The organism is Amycolatopsis sp. NPDC041971 (genome assembly GCF_055588925.1).
Genome location: NZ_JBVJCE010000034.1, coordinates 13,854 through 29,476, shown reverse-complemented (window position 1 = coordinate 29,476; position 15,623 = coordinate 13,854). Strand labels below are relative to the sequence as shown.

10 protein-coding genes are annotated in these 15,623 nt (G+C 64.8%); 5 read left to right on the top strand and 5 right to left on the bottom strand.

Going from position 1 to position 15,623, the window contains the following annotated elements:
• The first annotated feature begins 353 nt into the window (after positions 1-353).
• A complete protein-coding gene (locus ACZ6DT_RS39595) occupies positions 354-1,886 on the top strand; it encodes an ISL3 family transposase (protein ID WP_465605031.1) in 1,533 nt (510 codons plus the stop codon).
• 565 nt (positions 1,887-2,451) lie between these two features.
• The gene (locus tag ACZ6DT_RS39590; protein ID WP_465605028.1) at positions 2,452-2,898 is read left to right on the top strand and encodes a hypothetical protein; all 447 of its coding nucleotides are present in this window, start codon (positions 2,452-2,454) and stop codon (positions 2,896-2,898) included.
• A 361-nt stretch (positions 2,899-3,259) separates the two neighbouring features.
• Here the strand turns inward: ACZ6DT_RS39590 and ACZ6DT_RS39585 are convergent, their stop codons facing one another.
• Genes ACZ6DT_RS39585 through ACZ6DT_RS39575 form a run of 3 tightly spaced genes read right to left on the bottom strand, consistent with a single transcriptional unit; the run spans position 3,260 to position 8,930 of the window.
• Positions 3,260-4,627 (bottom strand): AfsR/SARP family transcriptional regulator, encoded by a 1,368-nt coding sequence (locus ACZ6DT_RS39585; RefSeq protein WP_465605025.1) that lies wholly within the window; start codon positions 4,625-4,627, stop codon positions 3,260-3,262.
• An 11-nt stretch (positions 4,628-4,638) separates the two neighbouring features.
• Positions 4,639-8,472, bottom strand: coding sequence for a BTAD domain-containing putative transcriptional regulator (locus tag ACZ6DT_RS39580; protein ID WP_465605022.1), 3,834 nt, complete (start codon positions 8,470-8,472; stop codon positions 4,639-4,641).
• Positions 8,473-8,492: 20 nt separating this feature from the next.
• Positions 8,493-8,930, bottom strand: a complete 438-nt coding sequence (locus ACZ6DT_RS39575; RefSeq protein ID WP_465605019.1) for a hypothetical protein — start codon at positions 8,928-8,930, stop codon at positions 8,493-8,495.
• Between the two features lie 227 nt (positions 8,931-9,157).
• On the opposite strand from ACZ6DT_RS39575, the gene ACZ6DT_RS39570 reads away from it, so the two are divergent.
• A complete protein-coding gene (locus ACZ6DT_RS39570) occupies positions 9,158-10,363 on the top strand; it encodes a hypothetical protein (RefSeq protein WP_465605016.1) in 1,206 nt (401 codons plus the stop codon).
• Here ACZ6DT_RS39570 and ACZ6DT_RS39565 read toward each other — a convergent pair.
• Positions 10,360-11,454: a tetratricopeptide repeat protein gene (locus tag ACZ6DT_RS39565; RefSeq protein WP_465605013.1), complete on the bottom strand. Its 1,095-nt coding sequence runs from the start codon at positions 11,452-11,454 to the stop codon at positions 10,360-10,362. The two genes, ACZ6DT_RS39570 and ACZ6DT_RS39565, sit on opposite strands and share 4 nt — an antisense overlap.
• Before the next feature lie 1,597 nt (positions 11,455-13,051).
• Between ACZ6DT_RS39565 and ACZ6DT_RS39560 the strand changes: the two genes are divergently transcribed.
• Positions 13,052-13,564 (top strand): hypothetical protein, encoded by a 513-nt coding sequence (locus ACZ6DT_RS39560; protein WP_465605011.1) that lies wholly within the window; start codon positions 13,052-13,054, stop codon positions 13,562-13,564.
• 165 nt (positions 13,565-13,729) lie between these two features.
• Here the strand turns inward: ACZ6DT_RS39560 and ACZ6DT_RS39555 are convergent, their stop codons facing one another.
• Complete coding sequence (locus ACZ6DT_RS39555; RefSeq protein ID WP_465605008.1) at positions 13,730-14,551, bottom strand: NPP1 family protein; 822 nt, start codon at positions 14,549-14,551, stop codon at positions 13,730-13,732.
• 493 nt (positions 14,552-15,044) lie between these two features.
• Between ACZ6DT_RS39555 and ACZ6DT_RS39550 the strand changes: the two genes are divergently transcribed.
• On the top strand, positions 15,045-15,473 hold the full coding sequence (locus tag ACZ6DT_RS39550; RefSeq protein WP_465605006.1) for a DUF6892 domain-containing protein: 429 nt from the start codon (positions 15,045-15,047) through the stop codon (positions 15,471-15,473).
• Positions 15,474-15,623 lie beyond the last annotated feature (150 nt).

The following is a 15,623-nucleotide window of genomic DNA, read 5'->3' as shown; positions in this document are numbered from 1 at the left end:
ACTCACAAGGTCCGATGTCATCACTCACAGTGCCCATCCCGCCGGACCTCAGCCCGGCGTGTCGGGCCGGAAACACCGATCCTGGAACAGTCCCTTGAGCAGTCCTCCCAGGCGTTGTCGGCGCATGATCCGGTAGGAAGCGATGGGCAATGGGATCACGTTGGGCTCATCGTCGGGTGCGCGTAACCCGACGCCGTGGCCTTGGTGGCTGCGGCCGGCGTTGTAATGCTGAACGTAGTCGTCGAGTACCTGGTGGAGGTGGCTGCGGCCAGTGATGAGGGCCTGTCAAGTTTTCGGCTCTGGCTCGTAGTCGGTGGTGTCGGCGAGTAGTTGTTCGCGATCATGATCTTGTGATGGCTGTCGATTCTCTTGTGGGGACGGTGTTCTCCGGACTGTCAGCGTTGGTTATCGAGGATGTGACGGAGGACTGCGGCATGGTGGTGGTCACGGCCCGCACTCGGGATGTGGCCGTGCCGTGTCCGGCTTGCGGGACTGCGACGGCGAAGGTGCACGGGTATCACCAGCGGACGGTGAAGGACTTGCCGGTCGATGGCCGCCAGGTCGTCGTCCGCCTGCGCGTACGGCGGCTGGCCTGCCAGGCTCGGAACTGCTCGCAGCAGACGTTCCGGGAACAGATTCCCGGACTGCTGGAACGCCATCAGCGCCGCACGGTGCGACTTGTCCGGCAGATATCCCATGTGGCGCAAGAGTTATGCGGCCGGGCGGCGGCACGCCTGGCCAGCCTGCTCGCTGTGCCTATCTCCCGTAGTACCGCGCTGCGCCGTCTGCGGCGCCTGCCGCTACCCCTGTTGACGATTCCGCGGGTGATCGGCGTGGACGACTTCGCCCTGCGGCGCCGCCAGCGCTACGCCACGATCACCATCGATGCCGAGACTGGCCGACGTGTCGCGGTCCTGCCCGGTCGCGACGCGGCCACCCTGGAGTCGTGGCTGCGCGAGCACCCCGGTGTCGAGGTCGTGTGCCGGGACGGCTCGGCCACCTACGCCGAAGCTGTCCGCCGAGCCCTGCCCGACGCGGTACAGGTCAGTGACCGATGGCACCTGTGGCGCAATCTCTGTGACAAGGTTCTGCTCGAGGTCCGCACGCACGCCGGATGCTGGGCCAACGTCAATCCGCCCCGCTCCGGCGGAGTTCACGAGCAGACCACTCGCGAACGCTGGAACAAGGTCCACGATTTACTCGGCCAAGGGGTCGGTCTGCTCGACTGCTCCCGCCGCCTCGGCGTGGCTCTGAACACGGTCAAACGCTACGCCCGCCTGCCCGAACCTCAAGCCCTGCGCATCGCCCCGACCTACCGCCCGACACTGGTCGACCCCTACCGTGATCATCTGCGTGCCCGCCGCGCGGCCGATCCCGCGGTCCCTGTCACCCGACTGCTCGCGGAGATTCGCGAACTGGGCTACACCGGCAGCGCCAACCTGCTGGTCCGCTACCTCAACCAGGGCCGCGCTGAAGGCGATCGTCCCGTCATGACCTCCCGTCACGCCAGCCGCCTCCTGCTCACCAAACCTGGGAACCTGCGCCCGAAGGACACGACCCTGCTGGAGAAGATCGCCACAGCCTGCCCAGAGATGACCGCACTCGCCAGTTTGGTGCGCGGCTTCGCCGCACTGCTGACGCCGGCTGCGGGTAACGACGTGAAGCTCACCGAGTGGATCGCGGAGGCTCGCGCGGTCGATCTGCCGCATCTACGCAGTCTCACCAACGGTCTCGAGATCGACCGGTCCGCTGTGGACGGTGCCGTCACCTTGCCCTACCACAACGGCCGCACCGAAGGCGTCAACACCCGCACCAAGAGGATCATGAGACAGATGCACGGACGCGCCGGATTCAACCTTCTCCGCCACCGCATCCTGCTGCCCTGATGGCTACTCCACGTCACCACCGACTACGAGCCAGAGCCGAACATCAGACACGCCCTGGTCACGCTACACACGATGACGTCGCCGCCCTCCCTCATGGCAGGCGGTCCGACGGCAGGATGCCGGCCGTGCTGCTGCGACTGGCCTACCTCGGCCTCACCAACACCTTCGCCCTCCTTCGGTTGCTCCCGATGAGCAACCAGGACAAAGACATCGAGATCCTCGCGTTGCGCAACCAGATCGCAGTGCTGCAACGCCAACTGACGACACAGGGCGCGGTTCAGCCCGGCCGACAGGGCGTTACTCGCCGCCCTCCTGCACCGACTACCACGCCAGACCTTGCGCATACTCCGCCTGCTGGCGCCCGGACACCATCCTGCGCTGGCACCATGATCTACTCCGCCGACGCCACGCCAGGATGTCCCGATCGAAACGCCCGGGCCGACCGCGCACCATCCGGTCCATTCGAGTCCGGTTCTGCGCCTGGCCAAGGACAACCCAAAGTGAGGGCTACCGCCGGATCCACGGCGAACTCCTTGTGCTCGGCGTCAAAGTCACCGCCTCGACCGTGTGGCAGACTCTCACCGACGCCGGCATCGAACCCGCACCCGAACGCGCGTCGAGCACCTGGGCGCAGTTGTTCCGTTCTCAAGCCGAGGTCTTGCTGGCCTGCGACTTCCTCGAAACCATCACGCTCACCGGCGCCCGCATGTACGTCCTGGCGGTCATCGAGCACGCACACCGCAGGATCCGCATCCTCGGCGCGACACCACATCCGACCGCGGCATGGGTGACCCAAGCCGCCCACATCCTCGTCATGGATCTCGAGGATGCCAGCCACCGAGCACGGTTCCTGATCCGCGACAGGGACGGCAAATTCCCTCACCTGTTCGACGACGTCCTCGCCGACGCTGACATCCAGGTCTCGCTCAGCGGTATCCAGATGCCGCGGATGAACTCGATCATCGAACGCTGGAACAGACCTGCCGCCACGAACTCCTTGACCGCACTTTGATCTGGAACCAACGACACCTGCTCCATGCACTACGCGAATACGAGCAGTTCTACAACTCTCACCGATCTCACCAAGGCATCGCCAACGCCCGACCGCTACCATCGCCAATCACCAGTCAGGACAAGATCACCAGCTCGGCGTCCGTCGACGTCCACGTTTGGGCGGCATCCTCAACCAGTACGAGCATGCCACCTGACCTGCATGGATGACATTTACGGCAAGCACAACGTTACCGACTGTTGCGCAAAACGCCCAAGATCCATTCCTTCGCTTCTACGATGCCCCAGTCACAGCCCCACGTTCCAACGCAGACGATTTGTGGCACTACTTTCCAAGGTGCACCTGCCCGTCCCGAGGCACCTCATTTTGACCCCTGGGCCACCACCGTCACGCCCCGCAGCGCAACTCGCATGGCATAGCAGGGAGTGGCGGTGTCGAACGGCACAGGACTGTCAACCCGCAGCCGAACCCTAAGGTCCCTTGGTGAAACACCCAGATCGGCCCTAAACTTCTCGCCGGAGGCCGGAAAGTGAAGCGATCCCTTCGCTTTCTCTACACCGTCGGCGGACAGCGTCCAGACCACCCGCGCTACCGGCGGGCAAGGAGACTGAGGGTTCATCTCTACCTCGAACGCGCCTTCGATTCGATCAATCGGTTCGTCCGCATAGGATGTGCGGTAGACGGTCTCCAGATACTCCTTGTCATTAATGCCCATGATCCACGTATGGTCCTGCCCGCCATCGCGACCGGCGCCCACGCCCGGCTCGTCGCCCGACTGGTAGACCAACACCATCGGCGGGCCGGAACTGCTGTCGGGTGTCCTGTTGTCCGGTACACCGTTGCCCGGAGCCGTCCGCCAAGGCGCCTCACTCACGAACATTGATACCGCCAGGACCAGGGCCACCAAAACAATACCCCACCCCAGAACGAGCTCGCGAATACGCAAACGCTTGTCTGGCGTCAAGTTGGCGGCCTTCGGGCCGGCACCGTCCGCCTCCGGCCGGGTCAGGGTGTTGTCTTTGGCCGTTCTTGATGACTCGAGGATCCGCAGGACGTCTCGGCGAAGGTCGGCCGTGGCGTAGTTGGCCACGTCGAAGTCGTTGAACACCTTTGTGGCGTCCGACCGTCTGCCCACGGCGACCAGAGCACGCACCAGCATCTTGACCAACCGCTCGTCGTCCGGCCAGGCCTTGAGCTGCTCGAGAACCTCGTCGAGGACCTCGACGTGCTGGCGGAGCCGGAAACGTCGTTCCGCACGGTCGAGACACGCCTGGCGGTGTTGTGCGTCGATCCGGAGGCGGATGCGGACGATGAGAGGAGCCTTGAGACCGGCGAGAGGCACGCCTCTGAACTCTCCGAGCGCGACGCTGAACAACCGCACGGCGTTTTCGTCGTCGGCTGAGCGCGCCTGTTCCACTCGTCGTAGGAAGCGGTGGTAGTCGAGGATCTCGGGGTCAGCGAGGTCGAGCCGCAGCGAGCCGGCGGTGCTGGTCAGGCTGGCCTGGCCGGGGAAGTTCTGCTGGAGGAACGCCCGCAGGTCGCCGATCGCCTTGTCCCTGGTGTTCTCCTGCCAGCCGCGTTCGGGCAAGTCCAGCAGGCGGGTCTTGTCGATCGTCCTTTCCGCCTCGCTCAGCAGCACGCCGAGCAACAGCTTTAACGTCGGAGTCAGCGGGACAGGGCCGCGGTGTTCGTCGATCGCCTGCACGTCGCCGAGAATGCGCAGCTCCACGGACCGCACGCTCAGCTCTCTGGCCGGAAGCCAAGTTCGGCCATGGCCTCACTCACCTCGTCGCACAGTTCTTCATCCTCGCCGGCCATGTCCAGAGCCCGGTTCAACGATAGCTGCGCGCCCGCGCGGTCGCTCGTGTTCGTCGCGTACGACAGTGCGACGAGCGCGGACACGAGGTAGGAGGACCGCTCATCGTCGGTGATTGCGGACAGCTGCACCACCGCGTCCTCCGCGAGCTCACGGGCCTCGTCATAACGCCCGAGGTCGCACTGAATGTGCGACATGTTGGTCAACGCCTCCGCAAGGTACACAACGGACTCGAACGCGGTGCCGAGCAACACCCGGCGGTACTCCACCGCCTCGCCGGTCAACCGCGCTGCGGCATCGAGGTCCTGGAGGTTCGCCGCGCACACGCCCGCGTTGAGGCAGGCCATGGCCAGGTGCTCGAGCTGGTCGGCGACATCGCCGCCTTCGCTCACTACCTCTCGGAGCACGTCGATCATTTCCTGATACAGCCGGAAGGCCAGCTCGTGCTGCTCGTCCGCTTGGATCACCCTCGCCGTGTTGCGCAGGATCCGTACGAAGTCGGTGCCTGGATCGCATGCTCCCGCAGAGATCAGGGTCCGGTATATCTCGAGGGCCTTCAGTCCGTCCGGTACGGCGCGGGGAAGGTCGCCGAGGTGAAACGCGGCAGCGGAGGCGATGTGCAGCGCTTCTGCCAGTTTTTCCCTCAGCGTGGCGGTTTCTGCGCGTACGGCGCGTTGCAGCAGTTCGACCGCCTCGCTCGCGATCTCGAGAGCTTGCTCGTCCGCGTCCACTTCGGACAAGGTCCCCGCCTGACCGATGAGAGTGTCGGCCAGGACCGGCTCGAACAGGTCGGGTCGCGGTTCGGCCAGCTTGCGGTAGATGTCGGCGGCTTCACTGTAGGCGTCGAGAGCATCTTCGAGCCGGTCGGCGTGCGCCAGGTCGATTCCAAGGTTGTGCAGGGAGAGCGCGAGGTCGGCGAGGTGCTCGCCCGGCTGCCTGGCCGCGAGGTGGCGGAAGAGCCCGGCCGCCTCGGTCGCGTGTGCTAGTGCGTTCTCGTGCTGTCCGGCCAGCCGGAGCAGCGGCGCTGTGTTGGTCAACGCGTTCGCGAGCAACAGGTCGTGGACGCGTCCGTATCGGTCGACCAGGGCGCGGGCTAGCGCCACTGCCTCCGTCCCTACCTCAATGCCCAGGTCTGTCTGACCGAGCTCGGCGTGTGCCCCCGCCAGAGTGCCCAGAAGCCTGACGAGGTCTCCCCGATGGGCGTCCGGAGCTGCGGAGTCGAGCTCGCGAAAGATGTCCGCTGCCTTGATGCAGGCCGCGAGGTGTTCGTCGTGTCTGCCGATGCCTGCCCAGCACGACCCCAGGCTCTGCAAGCCGTTCGCATAGTGGGCCTGGACGCCGGGGTGGCCGGCACGCACCAGGTTGTACAGGTCATCCACACCGCGGCTGATGTGGAGAAGCGCCTGTTCGGGCGCGCCATCGGCATCGAACTGGTTGCCGAGATTGATCAACATGGTGGCGCGCTGGTGCGTCAAGCTCTGCGGGCTGTCGGTGTGGCCGGGGTGAGCCTGCTCGACCATCGTCTCGAGCAGCTCAACGCCCTCGGTTGCCGCGGCGATGCCGTCGGAGTGCATGCCCAGCTTCGCGTACGCGGTGGCCAGGGTGTCCAGTGAGACCGCCAGGCCGACAACGTCGTCTGGGGTCGGTTTCGCGAACGCCCGATAGCCCGCGACCGCCTCTCCGGCCATCGCGAGGGCGTCGTCGAACTCGCCGACGTCGAGCAGCCGCAACGCCAGGTTCTGCCGCACCTCGATGACGAACTCGGTGTCCACGGGGTCGCGGCTTAGCTCAAGCCGCAGGAGTGCCCTGGTCTGTGCGGCCGCGAGGACCGAGAGCGCGAGGCTCTTGTGCGGCAGCTGGTTCACCACGACCTCGGTCAGGCCCAGGTCGGCAGCGGTGAGCTCGGTGATTACCTCGACCGGCTGCCGGCTCTCGACCCGGCCAGCCACCGCAATTGCGATCGGGAGTCGATGCGCCTTGTCGGGCTCGATCAGCTCGATCAGGTGCTGCCGTACGCCGTCGTGCCGCGACGATGCCCTTGCCAACACGATGACCGCTCGAATGACCTGGTCTTCGTTCAGCATCCCCGCAAGAGCGTCCACGGCTCCGCGGGCGGTGCCAAGAAACCTGAAGACGAGGTCTTCTCCCAAGCGGTCCGGACGCAGCGGGTTCAGCGCGGCAGGCCCCGGATACATCGCGGCGAGCCAGGCGGCGTAGGTGTCGACCAGGTCGGTCGAGGCTCCGCGGAAGGTGCGCAGACCGGCCAGGAGGCGATCCGCGTCGTCGAGGGTGGCTGCGCCGCACAGCGTCGCCACCGACACGACGGCGCTGAGCCTGGCGAGGGTCGCGCCCACGAGATCGTGTGTCCTGGCGGAGTGGAGCCAGTAACGCTCTTCGTGGTCCAGCACGCGATCCAGCGGATCCAGCCGCGCCTGCGTCTCCCACCCGTTGACCGCGTCCAGCACCGCGGCCAGCGCGGCGGCGTGGACGTCGAGCATCCGGTCATACCGGTCGTCGTCGAGATCCGCGGGTGGGTGCACCGAATCCGCTGGAATTCGGGCCAGATGGGGCGTGAAGGCTCGAACGGCCTGGTCAAACCACCTGCACCGGTCACCGTCGCCCGCGGGCAACGACCGGACCGGCTCGACGACCATCCTCCTCAGCAGCTTGGCGATGCGCGCGTCCTTGTGCCTGCCGACGTTGTCCAGCAACAGTCCAGCGGACCGCGCCAGCAACATGATTCGCACCTTCGTGGTACGCGCGAGCACGGCCTGCACGACGGCGGTCACCTCGTCGGTGCGCCCCTCGGCGTAGTCGATCACGAGCAGCACCGGGGCAGACCCGGCCAAGACCTGGTCCAGTGCCCCGTCCGGTGCGTCTTCGCGGATCAGACCGGCGGTCCACCCGCCACGGCGGGCGAACCGGACGAGCTCGTGCGCAATGCGCGTCTTGCCGCGTCCACCGGGCCCGGTGACCAGTCTGAGGTCAACGGGTCCCGGGGCGTTCAACCAGGTCTTAAGTCGTGACAGGTGGTCGTCGACCTCGTCGAAGCCGACGACCCGGTACTCCGCCTGCAACAGCGCACTGGGCAGCGGATCGGGTTCGAGCTTGTAGTCGGGCTCGAACAGCACCGGGGCCAGGATCACCGGAGATGCGGCCGCCCGCGCGCCGCTCCCCTGCCGCTGGAACCGATCGTCGTCGGGCCAGCGGCGGCGGCAGTCGTCCAACTCGGTGACCGCCTCGGCGTGCCGGTCGAGTGCAGTCAGCAGTTGAACCCGCCGATGACAGGCCTTCTTCAACCGCTCTATCAGATCCGTGCGTTCGGTCTCCAGCTGGACGCCGACGGTCAAGCCCGCCCAGGGCTCACCGCGGAACTCGGCGGCAGCAGCAGCCAGCTCGGCCAGCGTGCTTTCCGGGTCGCCGCCCGCCTCCGCCACCGTCAGGTGCTGTTTGAAGCGGTGCAGATCAACCACCTCGGGACGAGGCAGGCGCAAGGTCAACAGCCCTCTCGCACGCACCACGTCCGCTTCGGAATCCAATTCCCGCACGACTTTCCGGAGCGCGGTGACGTACCCGGAGATGGTCGCCTTGGCGTGCTCGGCGCCGTCCCAGAGATAGCCCTCGATCTGTTTGTCACTCAACTGCTGTCCCAGGTTCAGCACGAGAACGACCAGAAGGCCGTACACCTTCGGCGTCATGGGGATGAGTTCGCCGTCGTCACGGCGCGCTTCCACCGGCCCCAGCACTCGCAGTTCCACCGGACTCGCTCCGATCACAACTAGCCAGCCGCGCGCAGGAGCGCGCCCAGTACCGGATGAGGCTCCGTCGCCGCGCTGCCGAGCGCCGCGCAAACGAGCTCGTCGATTTCCACGATCAGCACGGGGTTCGAATCAGCGGGATAGGTGAGCGTGCTGGTGTTCTTCCCGGCCGCTATCAGCGCGCTACCCCGCCCAGCCGACACCCGGCCAGGCTCGGTGACGAACTTGTCATGCCACCGCATCACTCTCCACTTCAACGCCTCCAGCACGCCCTGTCTGCACCCGTCGTTCTCGGTGGCCCACACCGACCGAAGCTGGGCGAACAGCCTGGGAAGCCGCTTCTGCACAACGCTGGGCCGGTTCTTGTTCAACAGCTCGTTGATCTCGGTCGGCAGCACCGCGGGCAACGCTTTGCAGCTGGGTTTGATGTCGACGGTTGCGCCGACGTCGTTGATCATCGAACCTCGCCGAGAATGCGGAAACCCACTGACGTGCACCACCTCTGTCGCGTAACCGACGAATGAGCCATCGAACCAGAAACCCGGTTGCCGGGACGTCGCAGGACACTCGGCCGTTCAGGTGATAGTGGAATTGCCAGTGAATCCGCAGTTGATCTGCCAGTGAATCCGCCAGCTCCCCGCTGTGCACTCGCGACCAGCGCAAACACAGATAGCTGGGAGTCGGGATGGTCGCGGCGGAGCAGAGGTACCGGGTGCTCGCACCCGGTGAGCCCGCTGCCGTGCCGTGGACGACCTTCACCGGCTGCAAGACCGTCCTCTTCGTCGCACAGCACCCACAGGCGGCGACGCGCCTCGCCTACGACTTGCTACCCCACCTGGAGATCCACCCGCAGATCGAGGTCGTGTGGTCGACGCCGGACCAGGAGTACCGGTGGGCGGACTTCGACGATTTCCTGCGCGGGCTGGGCGCGTTTCGCGTGCCGTGGTGGCAGGCGGTGCAGACGCGCTACGACCTGGTGGTCTCGGCCTGCTTCGGCGGCTTGGCCGACACCATTGGCCCCAAAGTGAAGATGCCGCACGGGATCAACGGAGCCCGCTCACGCATCGGCCCGTTCGACGATCCGGTGCAGCACGATCTCCGGCCCGCTCAGCTGATGAAGGACGGCGAGGTGGTGCCTTCCGCGCTCGTGCTATCGCACGAGGATGAGCTCGCGGTGCTTGCGGAGACCTGCCCGGAGGCCTTGCCCCGTGCGATCGTGGCGGGGTGCCCGTCCTTCGACCGCATGCTCGTGAGCAGGCACCTGCGGCGGCACTACCGTCGCGCATTACGGGTTCGCCGGGGCCAGAAGCTCGTCGTCGTCAGCACCACGTGGTCCGAGCACTCACTCTGGGGCACGGACTGGACCTTCTTCGAACGACTGCGGGGCGCCTTGCCCGCCAAGAAATACCGCATCGTGGCGGTCGTGCACCCCTTTGTCTGGCTCAGACACGGTCACCGCAAGGTCCACGCCATGCTGCGCGAGGCACGCGCGGCCGGCGTCGACGTTCTGCCGTACGACGAGGGGTGGCGGGCCGCGCTCATCGCCGCCGACCTCGTCATCGGCGACCATGGGTCGGTCACCCAGTACGCGGCCGCGTTGGACGTCCCGGTCCTGATGAACGCCGGCTCGTCGATGGACGTGCGGCCGGGCAGCACCGCGGACACGCTCTCGCGGCTGGTAACGCCGTTCCAGCCGAGCGAGCCGCTCCTGGCGCAGGTGCGCGCGGCCGTGAAGGCCGCTCCCGCACCCGGTTTCGCGGACCTTGCCGTCTCACATCACGGCCAGGCTGTCGCAACGCTGCGGCGTATCTGCTTCGAGCAGCTGGGACTTCCCGAGCCCGACCGCCCGGTACGGCTCGAGGAGCTGCCGATGCCAGTCCTGCTGGCCTAGGCACCTTTCAGCGAACTCAGCCGGTCGCGTACTCGTTGTGCTCGTGGGTGCCGCAACGCGGTCAAGAGCTCCAAGGCCTGTTCCCAGTAGCGCCGCGCGGCGCCCCGGTCGCCAGCCAGGAGGGTCACCTCACCGAGCTTCTCCACCACGTCGACGCACAAGGCCGGGGCCGCCGGGTCGAGCGCCGCCAAGCCCTCGGTCAACTCGTCGATCGCGCGGTCGAACTGCCGTTGCCGCGCACGGGTCTCGCCGAGTCCGACGAGCGCCTGCGCCCTGCAGGTGTGATCGGCTATCGATGCCGCCGTCCGGATCGCCCGTTCAAAGCAGCCCGCCGCCCCCACGTCATCGCCCAGACCTGACAAGGCGTACCCGAGGGCGCACAGCACCAGACCGACACCACGTGGGTGATCGTGCTGCTCGTTGAGGGTCAACGCACGATGGTAGAAGCTGACCGCATCCTGAAGGCGTCCATCGGAGTGAGCGATCCTGCCGAGGCTTTCCAGTGCGGTGGCCTCCGCTCTCCATTCGCCGGCAGCCCGCGCCCGTTCCCACGCCGGCTGCGCGGCGCGCAGTGCCTCGGCCGGGTCACCGAGCCTGAGATGAGCGGCCGCGAGGTGCACGAGCATCCGGGACTCCGCGACCGGACTGCCGAGCCTGCCCGCGGCACCGGCCCCGATCTCACACGCCTCGATCCACTCGGGATGGAATCCTCGGTAAAGAAAAAGTCCCCACATGGCGTCACTCAACTTCCATACGAGGTCCTCCCACCCGAACTCAGTGGCCACCCGCAGAACCGCCATCAAGTTCGGCAGCTGCGCCTCCAGCCAGTCGAGCGCGTCGGCCATCGTGCCGAACAGCTGAGGTCGCGAGGTCAGATAGTGCTCGCCAAGGTGGAAACGCAGGGACGTCGCAACCAGGTCCGCGGTCACCGCGCGGTCCAGATACCACTCCGCCATGGCGCGCACCGCGTTTTGCCGGACCGACCTGGGGTCGTCCCGCTCCGCACAGCCGCGGGCGTGCAGGCGCAGCAAGTCGTGCATCCGGAAGCCGTCCTCGTCCACCTCGACCACCATGTTGGTGTCGACGAGCATGTCCAGCACGTCTCGGGCCAGTTCGACGGACGTGCCCGCAGCCGCCGCGGCGACCTCGCTGCCGAACTCCGCGCCAGGTGCAGCGCCATCCGCCGGTACATGCCGGCTGCGGCTGAGCTCAGCTCGCGGTAGGACATGTCGAACGCCGCCTCGACCGACACCGCGCCGTTCTCCAGCACAAGCGCGGCGAGGCGGCGCCGATCGTCGGCCAGCTCCCGCACCATGCGGTCCACCGGCCAGCGCGGCCTCGTTACCAGACGGGCTGCCGCCACGCGAAGCGCCAGGGGCACACCGCCGCATAGCTCGGTCAGCCGCCGCACCGAACGGGGTTCCTCGGTGGCGACCCGCTCGCTTCCCAACGTCCGCACGACGAGCGCCGCTGCCTCGTCGTCGCGCATGGGCGACAGCGGGAGCACGCGGGCACCCCTCAGCACCATCCCGCTCAGGTGTGACCGGCTCGTGATCACCACGACACTGTTCCCCGTGCCCGGCAACAACATCTGTGCCTGGATGGTCGACGCAGCGTCGTCCAGGAGGAGCGCGATCGACCGACCTGCTGTCACCGACCTGAACAGAGCGCCACGCTCTTCCAGCTCCGGAGGAACCTCCGCCGCGGGCACCCCCACGCCTCTGAGCAACCTGCCCAGCACCCGGCCGGGTTCCGCTGGGCCCTGTTGTCCGAACGCGGACAAGTCCGCGTAAAGCTGGCCGTCAGGAAACCGATCAGCCCGGTCACCCAGCCACTTCAGCGCCAGTGCCGTCTTCCCGATCCCGCCAGCACCGACGATCACCACGACGGCCGGTCCGGTGTGGGGATGCGTCACCGTGTCCAACGCCGAGAGCTCTGCCGCCCGCCCTGTGAAACCAGTTGGACTCGAAGGCAGTTGACGAGGTGCGTCGCGCTGCACACCTGAGTGGATGTGCACACCGCCGTTGAGCAGGTGGGCCTGGATCACCGTGCCGTACACGGCCCCCATCACGTGGTTCTCGCCTTGGACACTTTGCCCGTCCATCGGCACCTCCAGAGCGAAGCCGGAGCTTCAAATTATGCGCAACCAATGGGTACACGTGCCTAGATGATCACTACTTGTCACCTGATCATCGCACCGGGAGTCACACCGCGTAGCTGCGCACGAATCAAGCTCAACGGACCGTAATCGTCAGCGGAGTGCTGACTCCATGCCATGCTCGCTTCGGCAAGTAACGCCGTCAGCCATCCCGGCGCGTCCAACTACCATTTGGCGAGCACAATTTCTCCGAACAAGGAGAACAAGATTGCGTTCTGCTCGAGCCCCCGCATCCACCCGACGATACCCTATACGAAATGGTCCACCGCGAACCAGCGTCATTCTACATTAGGCCCATGATCGAGTCCATACCCGGTGGCATCCGCAGCGTTACGATGCGCTTGAGCGCTAAGCAGCTATTGCAGTTTTAGAGCGAGCGTGGACCCAGTCGTCGACCCCGCAAAACACGCTCTTACACATCATCCAGATCAGGACCCACTCGCAGCAAGGCCACTACCAGCGACAATCCCCCCACAAGCCATAGACATCACAAACTACGGCTGGAGTAATAGCGGATCAAACAGGTCGCTTTGAGCCTGCGCGTGCTGGTGGCGCTATTCCTGATCGGCGAACTAACTTCTAAGCAGAATCCCGCTAATCTTGACCCGGAAAACATCCACCAGAATAGGGGTATCTCCACCTATCGCTTGCTTTACAAGGCGAGGACGACTGCAACCGAGGCGAGCACCTCGGGGACGGAGCGCAGCAAGTCCACGACAGCCAAGAACGAAGTCATCGAAACCCTGCTGGGCGACTGGCGAAGACAGCTCGACCCCGACGAGGATCTCCAGCAATTTAACAAACGCCTCCAGCATGTGCAGCAAGCGATAAGCCGATCAGCAGGGAGCGTCGAGCAGGCCGTCGCGGCGAGGCAGCAGTGGCCAGGACCTCGCCAAACAACGAGCGCCTTACCACCGCCGCACGCCGCAGCCCGGATCACCGAAGGGCCCGTTACCCCGTTTCTGACCAGAAACGGGGTAACGGGTCTAATATTCCGCAAAGCTGCCGGGTTCTCGGAATCTAACTCGTGGGTTTCGAACTAGACCGAGGGCTACGCTGATGCCAAACCCACAGCCGTCGGCAAAGCTGACGTAAGCTCATTACTTCTCTCCGCTACCCCACGCCTCCACGTTTCTGCCAACGCCGATTTGTTTACCACTTCCACTCATATCACTGATATTTTTCCTGGAACGCCTCAGGTTCAACAACTAGGAGTTTACGGGCAGGACGAACGAGATCCCCTTCGGCCTGGCCTTGGCAATATTGGGCCAGAATTTATCATCCGTGATGCCCAGCGTGGCCTTACCAAAGTTAGCGTAGTTCAACTCTTTTTTGATCTTGGGCTCTAATTTATTCCAGCCCAACAAGGCTGGATATTGCCAGCACTTTTGATGGTTGCCATCAGGCTTCTCATATTGATTGGCTGGTCGAAAAGCATGAGTTAGACCACCGTCCTTGTGGTAGACGATTTTGGGATGAGTAGAGTTGTCCCAGGCGATCTCATCTCGGCCATAAATCAAGTAATCACCGTGCGCAGAAACCGCGACAAACATCGGCTGATCCTTGTGCACCCATACCACTACGTGCTCAATGTCGTGCCTGTGACCCCGGGCGTCAACTTTCATTTTGATTGGCGAATGTTGCGGATGAGGCCCAAATAGTGGAACTTCAAACTTGATACCACCAATAAATCTAGCGATTTGGTCTTTTTCGAAGTACAGGTCGTAGATATAGGCACACCAGTCGTTGTTGCACGTGGACCTGGAATAGGAGTTAGTGTTCTTCAGATCACTTTCACCACGGCACCCTCCGTCCAGCGCACCGGTATCATTCAGCCCGGTCGCCAATTTTCCAGTTTTATCAATCGCTGGCGTAGGGTAACAGCCATCACTATCGTAGTCGAATGCCGGCTGCCACTTCGCCTCGCCCTTTTCGGCAGATTTCGGCAAAGCTTTCGGCGGCGGGTCCGCACCTGCCACCGGAGCAAGACCGGTCATCAATACGGCAATACCAACCGCTGGGGCGCCCATCCTATGCAGCCACCGCAACCGCGTAACACCCAATTGAAGAGCCTCTCAATCATGTGCGGAGCACGTAGACGACCACCGTGCTGCAGATGAAGTGGTACCGCATCGCCCGAACGCCTGAACACCCTTCACGTTCGAGTGGTCACGCTCTGTACCAAGCTTGGAGTCGTGGGATAACACCGCAGGTGGGCCGCCGGGTCGGCCAGCCCATGGAGTTGAACTGGTTATGGACTCTACGATCTATCGCAGCGATGACGCGTTCTGGCGCACAAGTCCGCGTCCGCAGAACGACGCACCGCTGTAACACGCTCAGCGGCACACCCGAGTTCTTCTCGTGTTCAACGGCACGAGACGGGGACCGTGGGCGGGGCAAGACTATGCGAATCACACGGAACAAGCGTCCACCGCGAAAGTTTCTCGCGGAGTACAACGTATTACGTGAAGAGATCGTGTGTTGACTGCCAGGATTGTCGGTGTGGTCTGGTAGATGATGGGCATGTTCCGCGACTTCAACTTCAAGCTCTTGGTCGTCGACAAGCTCATGTACCAGGACAAGCTCATCCAGCCCCGTTTCCGGATCGCCGACATTCTCCACGCCAAGGGCGCCACCGGCGACCTCTGGAAGTACCTGCGCGAACAGGACCTGCTGTACACCGTCTTCGAAGAAGCCCGCCAGTACTTCACCGACTTGGAGATCACCCCCGACCAACTGGCCGCCGTGGAAGAACTGACCACTGACGGCGGCTTGGAGATCTACCACCAGTGCTCGCCGTTCTGGGACGGAGAAGACGAACTCTTCGACGTCACCTCACTGGACGACCTCGACCTGCTACCCAACCTCCGCGTGATCCACGGCGGCGACGAGGCCATGATGGCCGCCCCCGGCGCCGAGGACACCCTCAAGGCCCGCGGAATCGCCGTGTAATGAACCCTTCGTCGTGTCGGCGGGTCTCGATGCGGTGCGGGACGAGGATAACCGCGGTGAGAGCGGTGGCCCGGCGTGGCAACACCGAGTTCGGCCAGAACCTTCCAGCGCATGAGCAGTGAGACGGTGCCACCGCAGGACGTATCCGCC